The organism is Salmonella sp. SAL04213 (genome assembly GCF_046550535.1).
GTDB lineage: Bacteria > Pseudomonadota > Gammaproteobacteria > Enterobacterales > Enterobacteriaceae > Salmonella > Salmonella enterica.
The window spans coordinates 427,420-441,415 of the sequence record NZ_JBGDXS010000001.1 but is presented as its reverse complement, the minus strand read 5'-3'; the positions used below and the strand labels follow the sequence as shown (position 1 = coordinate 441,415).

General features: G+C 52.5%; 15 protein-coding genes. 9 read left to right on the top strand and 6 right to left on the bottom strand.

Translation table 11 applies throughout. The features are described from left to right. Nucleotides 1–20: 20 nt before the first annotated feature. Nucleotides 21–779: a DNA-binding transcriptional repressor DeoR gene (deoR, locus tag ACLJPQ_RS02190; RefSeq protein ID WP_000450106.1), complete on the bottom strand. Its 759-nt coding sequence runs from the start codon at nucleotides 777–779 to the stop codon at nucleotides 21–23. A 71-nt stretch (nucleotides 780–850) separates the two neighbouring features. Further along, a complete protein-coding gene (gene ybjG, locus ACLJPQ_RS02185) occupies nucleotides 851–1,459 on the bottom strand; it encodes an undecaprenyl-diphosphate phosphatase (RefSeq protein WP_023181381.1) in 609 nt (202 codons plus the stop codon). Nucleotides 1,460–1,771: 312 nt separating this feature from the next. Between ybjG and ACLJPQ_RS02180 the strand changes: the two genes are divergently transcribed. Beyond that, nucleotides 1,772–3,004: an MFS transporter gene (locus ACLJPQ_RS02180; RefSeq protein ID WP_001181284.1), complete on the top strand. Its 1,233-nt coding sequence runs from the start codon at nucleotides 1,772–1,774 to the stop codon at nucleotides 3,002–3,004. Between the two features lie 53 nt (nucleotides 3,005–3,057). Here the strand turns inward: ACLJPQ_RS02180 and ACLJPQ_RS02175 are convergent, their stop codons facing one another. Both ACLJPQ_RS02175 and ACLJPQ_RS02170 read right to left on the bottom strand, forming a co-directional pair. Next, a complete protein-coding gene (locus tag ACLJPQ_RS02175) occupies nucleotides 3,058–3,873 on the bottom strand; it encodes a Cof-type HAD-IIB family hydrolase (RefSeq protein WP_080185109.1) in 816 nt (271 codons plus the stop codon). Beyond that, nucleotides 3,870–5,081, bottom strand: coding sequence for an MFS transporter (locus tag ACLJPQ_RS02170; RefSeq protein ID WP_023138444.1), 1,212 nt, complete (start codon nucleotides 5,079–5,081; stop codon nucleotides 3,870–3,872). Before ACLJPQ_RS02170 ends, ACLJPQ_RS02175 begins: the two co-directional genes overlap by 4 nt. A gap of 167 nt (nucleotides 5,082–5,248) precedes the next feature. Here ACLJPQ_RS02170 and ACLJPQ_RS02165 point away from each other — a divergent pair, with 167 nt between their 5' ends. Further along, a complete protein-coding gene (locus tag ACLJPQ_RS02165) occupies nucleotides 5,249–5,869 on the top strand; it encodes a TetR/AcrR family transcriptional regulator (protein WP_000661873.1) in 621 nt (206 codons plus the stop codon). Between the two features lie 116 nt (nucleotides 5,870–5,985). Here the strand turns inward: ACLJPQ_RS02165 and ACLJPQ_RS02160 are convergent, their stop codons facing one another. After that, the gene (locus ACLJPQ_RS02160) at nucleotides 5,986–7,671 is read right to left on the bottom strand and encodes an aspartate:alanine antiporter (RefSeq protein ID WP_001024852.1); all 1,686 of its coding nucleotides are present in this window, start codon (nucleotides 7,669–7,671) and stop codon (nucleotides 5,986–5,988) included. A gap of 270 nt (nucleotides 7,672–7,941) precedes the next feature. Between ACLJPQ_RS02160 and ACLJPQ_RS02155 the strand changes: the two genes are divergently transcribed. After that, the gene (locus ACLJPQ_RS02155) at nucleotides 7,942–8,319 is read left to right on the top strand and encodes an inner membrane protein YbjM (protein WP_000680850.1); all 378 of its coding nucleotides are present in this window, start codon (nucleotides 7,942–7,944) and stop codon (nucleotides 8,317–8,319) included. A 31-nt stretch (nucleotides 8,320–8,350) separates the two neighbouring features. On the opposite strand, the gene ACLJPQ_RS02150 is transcribed toward ACLJPQ_RS02155, so the two are convergent. Further along, on the bottom strand, nucleotides 8,351–8,614 hold the full coding sequence (locus tag ACLJPQ_RS02150) for a GrxA family glutaredoxin (RefSeq protein ID WP_000495513.1): 264 nt from the start codon (nucleotides 8,612–8,614) through the stop codon (nucleotides 8,351–8,353). Nucleotides 8,615–8,783: 169 nt separating this feature from the next. Between ACLJPQ_RS02150 and ACLJPQ_RS02145 the strand changes: the two genes are divergently transcribed. The 6 genes from ACLJPQ_RS02145 (at nucleotide 8,784) to potG (ending at nucleotide 13,995) form a co-directional block, all read left to right on the top strand. Beyond that, nucleotides 8,784–9,074, top strand: a complete 291-nt coding sequence (locus ACLJPQ_RS02145; RefSeq protein WP_001259128.1) for a YbjC family protein — start codon at nucleotides 8,784–8,786, stop codon at nucleotides 9,072–9,074. Then, entirely contained in the window at nucleotides 9,058–9,780 is a 723-nt protein-coding gene (nfsA, locus tag ACLJPQ_RS02140; protein ID WP_000075300.1) for a nitroreductase NfsA, read from the top strand. Before ACLJPQ_RS02145 ends, nfsA begins: the two co-directional genes overlap by 17 nt. 57 nt (nucleotides 9,781–9,837) lie before the next feature. Then, nucleotides 9,838–10,740 (top strand): 30S ribosomal protein S6--L-glutamate ligase, encoded by a 903-nt coding sequence (gene rimK, locus ACLJPQ_RS02135; protein WP_000684361.1) that lies wholly within the window; start codon nucleotides 9,838–9,840, stop codon nucleotides 10,738–10,740. Nucleotides 10,741–10,836: 96 nt separating this feature from the next. Further along, entirely contained in the window at nucleotides 10,837–11,313 is a 477-nt protein-coding gene (locus ACLJPQ_RS02130; RefSeq protein ID WP_000624813.1) for a YbjN domain-containing protein, read from the top strand. Between the two features lie 348 nt (nucleotides 11,314–11,661). Then, the gene (gene potF / locus ACLJPQ_RS02125) at nucleotides 11,662–12,774 is read left to right on the top strand and encodes a spermidine/putrescine ABC transporter substrate-binding protein PotF (protein ID WP_000125769.1); all 1,113 of its coding nucleotides are present in this window, start codon (nucleotides 11,662–11,664) and stop codon (nucleotides 12,772–12,774) included. 87 nt (nucleotides 12,775–12,861) lie between these two features. Next, nucleotides 12,862–13,995 carry a putrescine ABC transporter ATP-binding subunit PotG gene (gene potG, locus ACLJPQ_RS02120; protein WP_001000698.1) on the top strand — a complete coding sequence of 378 codons (1,134 nt, stop codon included), beginning with the start codon at nucleotides 12,862–12,864 and terminating at the stop codon, nucleotides 13,993–13,995. Nucleotide 13,996: the final 1 nt, after the last annotated feature.

The window sequence follows — 13,996 nt, the reverse complement described above, 5'->3', positions numbered from 1 at the left end:
TCGCATCCGGCAACGGGCGGTTAATACATCAGAGTAATTTGTTGCGCTTTAGCGTAGGCCACAAAGGCCTCATCGGGACGGCGGTCGCTGATAATCGTATCAAAGCGTGATAATTCCCCCATCCGCGCCGGACGTACCTTGCCGAATTTACTGTGATCCACCACCAGTACATGGCTCTGTGCCATTGTCATTGCCCAATGTTTTACCGGCAGCTCTTCCAGATTAAAGCAGGTAGCGCCTTTACTGGTATGAACGCCGGCGGCGGAATAAAACGCGATATCCGGACAAATATTGTTTAACGTTTCATGGAAATCAAGCGGCTTGAAAATGGCGTTGCTGGCGTGAAACTCCCCGCCGCTCAGGATGGCGCGGCAATGGGGTTTGTCCTGCAGCGCCAGAAAGGTATTAAGTGAATAGCACACCGCCGTAAAGGGAAGGTCATTATCAATGGCTTCAATGATCCACGGCGTGGTGGTGCCGCAGTCAATAAATACTGTCTGATGCGCTTGTACCAGGCCCGCAGCCAACTGAGCGGCTCGGCGTTTTTCTTCCACCAGACGAGATTTTTGATCGCTTAACAGATAATGACTGGCGCTGCGGGGCTCCAGTACGATATAGCCGCCCAGCAACACGACAGGCGCGCTTTTATGGTTCAGGTCGCGACGAATGGTCATTTCAGAGACGCCCAACAGGGTCGCGGCTTCTTTTAGATGAAGTTTATCGCTGCGTTTTAAGGCCTGCAGCAATTGACCAATACGCTCGTCGCGTCGCGTTTCCATAGTTCCCCTGGAGAGTTAAATAAGCGCTCCGCACCATACAGAGCGCTTAATATTACTCTTTTTTTCGCTATTTAGTCACGTACCCAGCCTTTTCGAATGGGCAATGCGAAACAGAAACGGTAACAACGTTGCAGCGCCTGGTAGAGCGGCGCGCCGTACCATTGCCAGATCAGCTGTGCGCTCAGGCAGCCAAGCATCGCTACCAGCAGCGCGCCAATCATATCTAACGGCCAGTGTACGCCGAGATAGACGCGCGACCAGGCGATGGTCATGGCTATCGCCATCATCACGATGCCTGACCAGAGGCGGTGCCAGAACAAAAACGCCAGCGCAAAGGTAAAAATCACCGTACCGTGATCGCTGGGGAACGAGTCATCGGCGGCATGATGCAGGAAGTTATAGCCGATATGATCGACAAACGGACGGTCGTGCGGGAAAAGGTGTCCCATTGTCCAGGAGACCGCCAGACTGATAATCAGCGCGATGCCGATTTTAACGATCAGCTGGCGCTGGGCGCAGACCCGATCGCGGGGACCCCACAGCCAGAGTACCACGGCTAAGAGCGGGACGATGTTGATGACATCTTTGGCGATAAAGATAGCGAGCGAAATCGTCCACTGCGCGGAATCAGGCGTGGCGTTAATAAAATAAAACAGCGAGTTGTTAAGGTTTTCCAGCATAACATCCAGGCTCGGAGCAATGAAATCAAAAGGGATAGCCAGCTCATCCCCGTGCAAACTGAGCATAAATGCAGCGTAACAGAGAGGAAAAGCAGTATTGTCTTATTTGGCGGCAACATGAAGAGATTTAAGACAATGGCATAAAATAAAGTTGATGATAACGGCGCAAACTTAAATTAACCTTAAAGTATGCAAGCGCTAAGTGGCTTTCTGTAAAAATGTGCGCTATTTCCCTTGCAGCCTCATAATTCGCTATCTCAGTTCCCCGACTTTCATTACACTCTGCGCGGTTTTTATTGGCGAAGAGATGGTATGCAGAATCGTTTACAATCAGGCGGCAGGCTGGGACGTCAGGCGCTACTTTTTCCTCTCTGTCTGGTGCTGTACGAATTTTCTACTTATATTGGCAACGACATGATCCAGCCGGGTATGCTGGCGGTGGTTGAGCAGTATCAGGCGGGCCTGGACTGGGTTCCGACATCCATGACTGCTTATCTGGCGGGCGGTATGTTCTTACAATGGCTGCTTGGCCCGTTGTCTGACCGGATTGGCCGTCGTCCCGTGATGCTGGCGGGCGTCGTGTGGTTTATTGTCACCTGCCTGGCGACGTTACTGGCGAAAAACATCGAACAATTTACATTCCTGCGTTTTTTGCAAGGGATTAGCCTGTGTTTTATCGGCGCTGTAGGGTATGCCGCGATTCAGGAATCCTTTGAGGAAGCGGTGTGTATAAAAATTACCGCGCTGATGGCGAACGTGGCGTTAATCGCGCCGCTACTGGGACCACTGGTTGGGGCGGCATGGGTGCATGTTCTGCCGTGGGAGGGGATGTTTATTTTATTTGCCGCACTGGCCGCTATCGCCTTTTTCGGGCTACAGCGCGCAATGCCGGAGACCGCCACGCGGCGGGGCGAAACGCTGTCATTTAAGGCGCTGGGCCGGGATTATCGACTGGTGATAAAAAACCGGCGGTTCGTCGCAGGGGCGTTAGCGCTGGGATTTGTCAGCCTGCCGCTGTTGGCCTGGATTGCGCAGTCGCCGATTATCATCATTAGCGGCGAACAGCTCAGCAGCTATGAATATGGTCTGCTGCAGGTGCCCGTTTTTGGCGCGCTCATTGCCGGTAATCTGGTGTTGGCGCGTTTAACCTCCCGACGTACGGTTCGCTCGCTGATCGTGATGGGCGGCTGGCCTATCGTCGCGGGGCTGATCATCGCCGCGGCGGCGACGGTGGTTTCATCCCATGCTTATTTATGGATGACGGCGGGATTAAGCGTATACGCTTTTGGCATTGGGCTGGCGAATGCCGGACTGGTGCGTCTGACGCTCTTTTCCAGCGATATGAGTAAAGGAACGGTCTCGGCGGCGATGGGAATGCTACAAATGCTGATTTTTACCGTTGGCATTGAAGTCAGTAAACACGCCTGGTTAAGCGGCGGCAATGGGCTATTTAGCCTGTTTAATCTGGCAAACGGTATTCTTTGGCTACTGCTGATGCTGGTCTTCTTAAAAGATAAGCGGACGGGGAATTTGCAAACAGTCTGAGAGAGCGGCTACGCCTGATAAGCTTTCTGTTATCAGGCATAGAGAGGCATCCGCTAGACGTTGAACGGCGGCTCGTTGTTTAATACGCTGTCGATAATATCCAGCACGCCTTCCTGGTTGTTCGATCCGGCGCGGTATTTCGCCGCCGCCGCGACCGCTTCGCTGGCGTGCGACATGGCAAAACTAAACCCGGCCTGACGCAGCATCTCAATATCGTTGCCGCCGTCGCCGAATACCACCACTTCACTATCATGAATGCCCCAGCGCTGCTGTAACAGACACAGGCCGTTGGCTTTATGCACGCCGGGAATAATTAAATCAATACTGCCATAGCCGGTATGAACAGGGACCATGATATCGCCAATGGCGTCGTGCAGCGCCGCCTGTACTTCCGGTATCCGTTCATCGGTAATATTAAGGCCGAATTTGAAAAAGACATCGTTGATATTATTAAAATTATCCACAAACTCCAGACGATGATAATACATTGCCGCAACGGCTTTTAACGCATCGTTGTACCGTTTCAGCGTGTAGGCGCTGTTTTTTCCACAGGCGATAATCTCCACATCGGCGCGTGTGAGCAGGTGTTCGACAACCGTCTGGAAGTCGGCTTTTGTCAGCTCGCCGTTAAAAATATCCTCTCCTTCGCTGACCACCCAACCGCCGTTTTCCGCGACAAAAGCGATTTCGTGCGCAATTTCCGGAAAGAAGGAGATTAACTGGTAATACTGGTTGCCGCTGGCCACGACAAAGCGAATGCCTTGCCGCTTCATTTGTTGGTACTGCGCCATAAACCGGTCACGGTTATAGGTTTTTTGATCGCTCAGAAAAGTGCCGTCCATGTCGACGGCGATTAATTTGATACTCATGCGTTATGCTCCATCACCGGTTGCGGAGTCGATACAGGTTTGGCGACGGCCTTCGCCACCAGCGCCGCCAGAATAACCAGCGCCAGCACAACCATCATGGCGCTGCGTAATCCATAATGCTCTCCCAGATAGCCCAACAGCGGCGGCCCGACCAAAAACGCCAGATAGCCGGTCGTGGCGACAACGCTCACGCGCGTCGGCGCGTCGGGACCGGTATCGCTGGCGGCGGAAATGGTCAGCGGGAAGCCGAGCGAAGCGCCTAAGCCCCAAAGAATGACCGAGACGCCGGCGACCCAGTCGCTATCGACAAAAATAATCAGGCCAATGCCCAGCGCTCCCATCAACGCGCTGGCGCGAACAACCGTCACCCGGCTATAGCGGTCAATAAACCAGCCGCCGGTAAAGCGGCCAACGGTCATACCAAGCGTGAAACCGGCGTAGATCAGAGAGCCGGAGGTTGGGCTAAAACCGTGTCCGTCTACCATCAGTAGCGGCAGCCAGTCATTCGCAGAGCCTTCGGCGAATGCCATTGCCAGCACCACCACGCCAATAAGCAAAAGCTGGATGTCCCGATAAAAAGGTAATCCTTTTTCCTGAAGGTGAGCATCTTCCGATGCGTTTTTACCCGTACCGTCAGGGATCGCCCGAATGGCGATAAAAATGGGCGCGATCGCCACGGCAGCCGCGAGGATGATATGGATGTTAGCCGGGACGCTTAATGCGGTTAACGCCATGCCGACACCAGCGCCCGCCAGCGTGCCGAAACTGTAGAAACCATGCATCATCGGCAGAACGGTTTTATTCAGCTCGCGTTCGACCGCCGCGCCTTCGACATTAATCGCCACTTCGGCGGCGCCAAAACTGGCGCCGAAAACGGCTAATCCAAGGGCAAAAATCAGCGGCGAGGCGCACCACAGCGCGACGCTAAGAATAACCATCCCGGTTACTGCGCAGGTCATCGTCGTGCGAATAACCTTCCGGGTGCCAAATCGTTTCACCAGCCAGGCGGAACAAAGAATACCGCTCATTGAACCGATAGAAAGCCCGAATAAGACCGCCCCCATTTCCGCGGTAGAGACGGAAAGAATATCCCGAATAGCAGGCGTTCGGGTTGCCCAGGAGGCCATCAGCAGTCCGGGTAAAAAGAAGAACATAAACAGCGCCCAGGTACGGCGTTTTAAGGTGTTACGTGAGGAGAGGACGGTCATAGCGTCAGGCCAGAAAATAGAAGCGAGAGGTAAACATTAGCAAGCTTGTGTACATTTGTACATATCGTCGTCATACTTCGTTGTGCAGACAGTTTTTACTGTCTGTTTTTTCAGCGTAAGCGGCAGGCTACTATCGCCTGCATCCTGAATGAGATGTGGAACTCATCATGAAAGAAAATGCCGTAAGACGCGCCAATGATCCTAAGCGACGGGAAAAAATAATTCAGGCCACACTGGAAGCGGTAAAGACCTATGGCGTTCATGCCGTGACGCACCGGAAAATCGCCGCTATCGCTCAGGTGCCGCTTGGCTCGATGACCTACTATTTTGCCGGTATGGATGCGTTATTGAGTGAAGCTTTTACGCTTTTCACCGAGAACATGTCGCGTCAATACCAGGACTTTTTTGCGCAGGTGACGGATGCGGAGGGGGCGTGCCAGGCGATAACGGAAATGATTTACGGCTCGCAGGTTACGACGCCGGATAATATGGCGTTAATGTATCAGTTATATGCCTATGCCAGCGATAAGCCAGCGTTAAAAATAGTCATGCAAAACTGGATGCAGCGTAGCCAGAATACGCTGGCGCAGTGGTTTGACGCGCAGACCGCCCGCGCGCTGGATGCGTTTATCGAGGGGATGACGCTGCATTTTGTAACGGATCGAACGCCGCTGGCGCGTGAAGCGATTTTACAGATGGTAAAGCGAATCGCCGGAGAGTCAATGTCGTGTCACTCTGCGTCAGGCAACAAAAAACCCACCAACCTTGAACCGAAATGGCGGGGTTGATGGGCTCCACAAAATGGGGACATCAAAGAAAAGCAGTGGCAATAGGTATGACTGATGCTTTAACGAAAAGTTCGACCTATTGGCAAAATTTTTTCACTTAAAGGCAAACTTCAGTTTTATCCTAACCCCGGCCAGATGATGACAATAAGCGTCCCCGCCAGCGTTAGCAGGACGTTGGCGATGGCGTAAGTCCCCGCATAACCCAGCGCTGGAATATTGCTGCGCGCCGTATCGCTAATGATTTCCATCGCCGGGGCGCAGGTACGCGCGCCCATCATGGCGCCGAACAGCAGCGCCCGGTTCATGCGCAGCACATAAGCGCCAAACAAGAAGCAGATCACCACCGGTACCAGGCTGACGACAAGCCCGGCGATCAGCATTTGTCCGCCGACCGCGCCCAGACCGTTGTTGATACCGCTGCCGGCGCTTAAACCAACGCCTGCCATAAATACCATCAAGCCGAATTCTTTCACCATGTTAAGCGCGCCCTGCGGAATATAACCAAAGGTAGGATGGTTAGCGCGCAGGAAACCGAGCATGATCCCGGCGAACAGCAATCCGGCCGCGTTGCCGATGCCGAAACTAAAATTGCTGAACTGGAAGGTAATCATCCCGATCATTAACCCGATGATAAAAAAAGCGCAGAAGGCGAGCAGGTCCGTCACCTGGCTATGGATCGAAATAAAACCAATGCGATCGGCGATGGTTTTTACGCGTCTGGCGTCGCCGCTCACCTGTAACACGTCGCCTTTATTCAGCACGACGTTATCGTCGATAGGCATTTCGATCTGGCTGCGGATGACGCGGTTAAGGAAGCAGCCATGATCGGTCAGCTTGAGCTGAGCGAGGCGGCGACCGACCGCATTGTGGTTTTTCACCACAATTTCTTCCGTTACGATGCGCATATCAAGCAGATCGCGATCAAACACTTCCTTACCATTACGGAAGCTGGGATCGAGCCTGGCGTGCGCGTCCGGATAGCCGACCAGCGCAATCTCATCGCCCATTTGCAGCACCGCATCGCCATCCGGGTTCGCCAGAATACCGTTACGACGAATACGTTCGATATAGCAACCTGTCTGGCGGTAAATACCCAGCTCGCGCAGGTTTTTGCCGTCAGTCCAGGCCACCAGTTCCGGACCAACCCGATAGGCGCGGATAACCGGCAAATAAACTTTGCGATTAGCATCGGTATCCAGACCGCGCTCGCGAGCAATTTGCTGGGCGCTGGTTTGCAAATCCTGATGCTGCAGTTTAGGCAAGTAGCGCGCGCCCACGATCAGACTGACCAACCCAATCAGATAGGTCAGGGCATAGCCCAGGCTCAGATTATCAAGAGCGGAGGAGAGTTGGGTGCTGGCGATGCCGGAATGTCGCAGGGTATCGCCTGCGCCAACCAGCACGGGCGTGGATGTCATTGAGCCGGCCAGCATACCGGCCGTCAGGCCTATATCCCAGCCGAATAGCTTACCAAGGCCTAAGGCGATTAGCAGAGCGCTACCGACCATGACCAGGGCAAGCATCAGATAGTTTTTACCGTCGCGAAAAAAAATCGAAAAAAAGTTGGGGCCAGCCTCGACGCCGACACAAAAAATAAACAGCATAAATCCCAGATTTAGCGCGTCGGTGTTAATACTGAAGTGTTGCTGCCCTAATAATAGAGAGACCACTAAAACGCCAATGGAATTACCAAGTTGGACTGAACCCAGACGTAACTTGCCAAGACACAGGCCAAGAGCCAGGACCACAAATAATAACAGGATGTAATTCCCATTTAACAAATCTGCGACGTTTATATTCACGGAGACTAACTTCTTGTTTACGAGTAAGCTGTTGAAAGAAATGGTAATTTACGCTACTGTTTTTATCATGAATTAAGGGTGCAATCGTATTGCATACAGCATCCAAATAAAAACAACACAACAATATATCCTGCTAGTTTAATCTTATTGCGTACTAACGGCTATAAGAATCGTGCAGGTGTGTTTTTGGCATGGAATGCCACATGACTTTATCTGACTGGATGCCTCACGGCGGAAAGCGTGTTCGATAGAGAGTGTCAGGAGGAACGATTGAAACATAAACACGGGTGGGCAAGCGTTGTCTGCTGCTTTGTACTCTTTATTGTGGTGTGTCTTTCATTAACTATGCATGTACAAGGCGCTTTTCGCGCGGCAGGGCATCCTGAGATTGGACTGTTATTTTTTACGTTGCCTGGTGCGGTGGCCAGTTTTTGTTCTCACCGACGCGAGGTGATCCGACCGCTGATCGGGGCGATGCTGGCGGCGCCGTTTTGCCTGGTGTTAATGCGCGTGGTATTTATGCCTACCCGATCGTTTTGGCAAGAACTGGCGTGGTTATTTAGCGCCGTATTCTGGTGTGCGTTAGGCGCGCTCTGCTATTTGTTTATTAGCAGCCTGTTTAGCCACCGGCGAAAAAAACGCCGATAGCGCCCTCCGGTAGAGGGCGTTGCCAGAGCAATCAGGCGAAAAGATTCAGATTTTCTTTTGCCCATGCTTCAAAATCCGTACAGCCGCCGATATGTTTTTGATCGACAAAAATCTGCGGTACGGTTTCTACAGGTTTACCTACGGTTTTTTCCAAATCCGCTTTAGTAATGCCTTCAGCATGGATATCAATATAGCGGTAGTTAAAATCGTCGCGTTCTTTGCTCAGTTTTTCCGCCAACTCTTTTGCACGCACGCAATAAGGGCACCCTGGGCGGCCAAAAATAACAGTAAACATATCTCTCCTCGAACATAAAGCCAGACGGCGAACAGGTATTATCATGCCGCGATTTACGGCAGATGAAAAGCAGGTTACGCCTGTTCCTTTGATAACCCAGGGCTATATCTGTTAAGCACGCCGGACCAGAACGTTCTACACTGTGCGTCAGTTAACCGGGAGGCTTGATATGCGCACGATTGGCGTGTTACCCAAAAGCATACTGATACTGGAATGCCTCGGTATGATTTTGCTGGCGCTTGCTCTGCTATCGCTTAATCATTACCTTACGCTGCCCGCGCCGTTCAATACGCCGCTGGCTGGCGTATTGATGGTTTTCCTCGGCGTCGTGTTGATCCTCCCCGCCGCGGTGGCGATGATGTGGCGTATTGCGCAGTTACTGGCGCCGCAGTTGATGAAACGTCCACCCGACATTTCTTCCCGTTCAGATAGAGAAAAGCATAATGAGTCCGACCATTGAACTTCTTTGTGGCCATCGTTCTATTCGCCATTTCACCGATGAACCCGTGACTGACGCGCAGCGAGAGGCCATTATTGCCGCCGCGCGCAGTACGTCCAGTTCCAGTTTTTTACAGTGCAGCTCTATTATCCGTATTACCGATCGGGCGCTGCGTGAGGCGTTAGTGCCCCTGACGGGCGGGCAAAAGCATGTGGCGCAGGCCGCTGAGTTCTGGGTATTTTGCGCCGATTTTAATCGTCATTTGCAGATCTGTCCTGACGCGCAGTTGGGGCTTGCCGAACAACTGCTGCTCGGTGTCGTCGATACGGCGATGATGGGGCAAAATGCGCTGACGGCGGCGGAATCACTGGGGTTAGGCGGCGTATATATCGGCGGCATCCGTAACAATATTGAGTCTGTTACCGAACTATTAAAATTGCCGAAGCATGTATTGCCGCTCTTTGGCCTGTGTTTGGGATGGCCTGCGGATAATCCGGATCTGAAACCGCGCCTGCCTGCCGAGCTTGTGGTTCATGAGAACCAGTATCAACCGCTTGATGAAAAGCTGCTGGCGCGCTATGACGAGCAGTTGGCTGAGTATTATCTGACCCGCGGCAGTAATACGCGACGCGATACCTGGAGCGATCATATCCGTCGCACCCTGATTAAAGAAAATCGCCCATTTATCCTTGAATATTTGCATAAACAGGGCTGGGCGACGCGCTAAAACCTGCGGGCCAGTGTATGATACGCGGGCTTTTCAGGGTTTTCAGCGAGGTGCAGGGTGAAAATTGCCATATTGTCCAGGGATGGAACGCTCTATTCTTGCAAACGTCTGCGCGAAGCGGCGATGCGGCGCGGCCATCTGGTCGAGATACTCGATCCTCTTTCCTGCTATATGAATATTAATCCGGCTGCGTCGTCGATCCATTACAAGGGGCGTCGTCTGCCCCATTTTGACGCCGTTATTCCCCGTATTGGTTCGGCCATTACCTTTTATGGTACCGCTGCGCTACGTCAGTTTGAGCTACTGGGTAGCTATCCGCTGAATGAATCCGTCGCTATTACCCGCGCGCGCGATAAGCTGCGATCGCTACAACTTCTGGCGCGCCAGGGGATCGATCTTCCCATTACCGGGATCGCCCATTCGCCGGATGATACCAGCGATCTTATTAAGATGGTTGGCGGGGCGCCGCTGGTCGTGAAGCTGGTAGAAGGCACGCAAGGGATCGGCGTGGTATTGGCGGAGACGCGTCAGGCTGCTGAAAGCGTTATTGATGCGTTTCGGGGGCTCAATGCCCATATCCTGGTTCAGGAATACATTGCCGAAGCTAAAGGATGCGATATTCGTTGTCTGGTCGTCGGCAATGAGGTTGTGGCGGCGATTGAGCGGTGCGCGAAAGCCGGTGATTTTCGCTCCAATCTTCATCGCGGCGGGGTGGCTAGCATCGCGACGATCACGCCCCGTGAACGGGATATCGCCATCAAAGCCGCACAAACGCTGGGGCTGGATGTGGCGGGCGTCGATATTTTACGCGCCGCGCGCGGGCCGCTGGTGATGGAGGTGAATGCCTCGCCGGGACTGGAAGGTATCGAAAAGACTACGGGCGTGGATATCGCGGGGCGAATGATTCAGTGGATAGAACGTCACGCTACGCCTGAATTTTGCCTTAAAATCGGCGGCTAATCGCAATCATGGATTCCGCCGTAGTACGAAGCACGCTTTTTGCGTAAGCTGTGCCGGTAATTTTTTCATCGTCATCGTAAGAGGTAGCACATTATTATGATATCACTGGTCGTTCCCACTCTGGATACGTTGCGTCAATGGCTCGACGACCTGGGCATGAATTTCTTCGAATGTGATACCTGCCAGGCGCTGCATTTGCCGCATATGCAGAATTTTGACGGCGTCTACGATGCTAAAATCGATTTGGTGGACAACACCGTTCTTTTTTCCGCGATGGCGGAGGTCAGGCCTTCCGCGTTGCTGCCGCTGGCGGCCGATCTCTCTGCTATCAACGCCAGTTCGTTGACGGTAAAAGCCTTTCTCGATATGCAGGATGATAATCTGCCAAAACTGGTTGTGTGCCAGTCTTTATCCGTTATGCAAGGCGTCACCTACGAACAGTTCGAATGGTTTGTTCGCCAAAGTGAAGAGCAGATTTCTATGGTGATCCTTGAGGCCGGGGCGCATCAGCTTCTGTTTAACGCGGAAGAAGACGCGCAAAAAAACAGCGCGGTTGACCATTTTCTTCACTGATCCCTCCCGATAATCAGGCAGTCGCTGCCAGCGCGGCTGCTGTTTACGTTTTTTTATGCTGCCGTTAACCTTTATTTAAAGAATTATTCACCTCCTTTCTGACCATTTCGCTTTATCACATAGACAAAACCTGCATAAAAAATTGATAAAAGGCGTTTTTTAATCTGGGCTATAGCCTCAAACCTTAGCTAAAGTTATTCTTGCGAAGCTTCTATAGCGAGCTTGATGGCAGGGAGGGTGACCTCTCTTCTTCATTTGTATCAAATGAAAAGGTATGCACATTTCAGGCATGTTTTAAACCACGCCTAATGGGTTCATTTGTTAACGGATTTCAGAAGGAAAGCGATGATGACCGCCTTAAAGAAAAAATGGCTATCGGGTCTGGTTGCGGGTGCTCTGATGGTCGTCTCTGTCGGCACGCTCGCTGCCGAACAAAAAACGCTGCACATTTATAACTGGTCAGATTATATCGCGCCGGACACGGTGGCGAACTTTGAAAAAGAGACCGGGATTAACGTTATCTATGATGTCTTTGACTCTAACGAAGTGCTGGAAGGCAAGTTAATGGCAGGCAGCACCGGGTTCGATCTGGTGGTGCCATCGGCCAGTTTTCTTGAGCGCCAGCTCACCGCGGGCGTTTTTCAGCCGCTGGATAAAAGCAAACTTCCCGGCTGGAAAAACCTCGATCCTGAACTGCTGAAACTGGTAGCGAAGCACGATCCTGACAACAAATACGCCATGCCCTATATGTGGGCCACGACGGGCATTGGCTATAACGTTGATAAAGTGAAAGCGGTGCTGGGGGATGATGCGCCAGTGAATAGCTGGGATTTAGTCCTCAAGCCGGAAAATCTGGAGAAGCTAAAAAGCTGCGGCGTCTCTTTCCTTGATGCGCCTGAAGAAATTTTTGCCACCGTGCTGAACTATCTGGGTAAAGATCCGAATAGCAGCAAAGCGGATGACTACACCGGCCCGGCAACCGATCTGTTGTTGAAGCTACGGCCAAACATTCGCTATTTCCACTCCTCGCAATACATTAACGATCTGGCTAATGGCGATACCTGTGTGGCCATCGGCTGGGCGGGCGATGTCTGGCAGGCCGCTAACCGGGCGAAAGAGGCGAAAAATGGCGTCAATATCTCTTTCTCGATCCCCAAAGAGGGGGCAATGGCGTTTTTTGATGTGTTTGCCATGCCGGCTGACGCCAAAAATAAAGACGAGGCCTACCAGTTCCTTAATTATCTGCTGCGCCCTGATGTGATTGCTCATATTTCCGATCACGTTTTCTACGCCAATGCGAATAAAGAGGCGACGGCGCTGGTCAGCCAGCAGGTGCGCGATAACCCGGGAATTTATCCGCCGGCGGATGTGCGGGCCAAGTTGTTTACCCTGAAAGTGCAGGAGCCGAAGATTGATCGCGTCCGCACCCGCGCATGGACGAAGGTGAAAAGCGGTAAGTAATTTATTAACGGTATGGCCTGATAAGCGTGCGCTATCGGGCATTCCACCGTTTGTATCGTTTGATTGTGTTATGCCGGAGAGCGCCTTGTGAATGATGTCCCCCACCGCCCGCAGGTGAAAACCCGTAAAGCGCTGACGCCGCTTCTGGAAATTCGCAACCTGACGAAGTCATTCGACGGGCAACATGCTGTCGATGATGTCAGTCTGACTATCTATAAAGGCGAGATTTTTGCCCTGCTGGGCGCGTCAGGTTGTGGAAAATCGACTCTGCTACGGATGCTGGCAGGTTTTGAACCGCCGAGCAGCGGGCAAATTATGCTCGACGGCGTCGATCTGGCGCATGTTCCGCCGTATCAGCGTCCGATTAATATGATGTTTCAGTCCTATGCGTTGTTTCCGCATATGACGGTAGAGCAGAACATCGCTTTTGGTCTGAAGCAGGACAAACTGCCAAAGGCGGAGATTACCAGCCGCGTCAATGAGATGCTGGGTCTGGTGCACATGCAGGAGTTTGCGAAACGTAAGCCGCATCAGCTTTCCGGCGGTCAGCGTCAGCGCGTGGCCCTGGCGCGCAGCCTGGCGAAACGTCCTAAGCTGCTCTTGTTGGATGAACCGATGGGCGCGCTGGATAAAAAATTACGCGACCGGATGCAGCTTGAAGTGGTGGATATCCTTGAGCGCGTCGGCGTGACCTGCGTCATGGTGACGCACGATCAGGAAGAAGCGATGACGATGGCGGGGCGCATTGCCATCATGAACCGTGGAAAATTTGTGCAAATTGGCGAACCGGAGGAGATTTACGAGCATCCGACAACCCGCTACAGCGCCGAATTTATCGGATCGGTAAATGTTTTTGAGGGCTTACTGAAAGCGCGTGAAGAGGACGGTCTGGTCATTGACGCGCCCGGTTTGGTTCATCCGTTAAAAGTCGATGCAGATGCCTCTGTCGTTGATAATGTGCCGGTATATGTGGCGCTACGTCCGGAAAAAATCATGCTGTGTGAGTCGCCGCCTGCCGATGGCTATAATTTCGCCGTCGGCGAAGTGGCGCATATTGCGTATCTCGGCGATCTGTCTATTTATCATGTGCGGCTAAAAAGCGGGCAGATGATCAGCGCTCAACTGCAGAATGCGCACCGTTACCGGAAAGGGTTACCGACCTGGGGCGATGAAGTGCGTTTGTGCTGGGAAGCGGATAGCTGCGTGGTCCTGACGGTATAAG

Coding starts and splice junctions, on each gene's coding strand:
- ACLJPQ_RS02175 (WP_080185109.1), bottom strand. CDS start 3,873: ATGAGTATCAAATTAATCGCCGTCGACATGGACGGCACTTTTCTGAGC.
- ACLJPQ_RS02150 (WP_000495513.1), bottom strand. CDS start 8,614: ATGTTTACTGTTATTTTTGGCCGCCCAGGGTGCCCTTATTGCGTGCGT.
- ybjG (WP_023181381.1), bottom strand. CDS start 1,459: ATGCTGGAAAACCTTAACAACTCGCTGTTTTATTTTATTAACGCCACG.
- ACLJPQ_RS02170 (WP_023138444.1), bottom strand. CDS start 5,081: ATGACCGTCCTCTCCTCACGTAACACCTTAAAACGCCGTACCTGGGCG.
- ACLJPQ_RS02180 (WP_001181284.1), top strand. CDS start 1,772: ATGCAGAATCGTTTACAATCAGGCGGCAGGCTGGGACGTCAGGCGCTA.
- potF (WP_000125769.1), top strand. CDS start 11,662: ATGACCGCCTTAAAGAAAAAATGGCTATCGGGTCTGGTTGCGGGTGCT.
- ACLJPQ_RS02165 (WP_000661873.1), top strand. CDS start 5,249: ATGAAAGAAAATGCCGTAAGACGCGCCAATGATCCTAAGCGACGGGAA.
- deoR (WP_000450106.1), bottom strand. CDS start 779: ATGGAAACGCGACGCGACGAGCGTATTGGTCAATTGCTGCAGGCCTTA.
- nfsA (WP_000075300.1), top strand. CDS start 9,058: ATGAGTCCGACCATTGAACTTCTTTGTGGCCATCGTTCTATTCGCCAT.
- ACLJPQ_RS02145 (WP_001259128.1), top strand. CDS start 8,784: ATGCGCACGATTGGCGTGTTACCCAAAAGCATACTGATACTGGAATGC.
- ACLJPQ_RS02130 (WP_000624813.1), top strand. CDS start 10,837: ATGATATCACTGGTCGTTCCCACTCTGGATACGTTGCGTCAATGGCTC.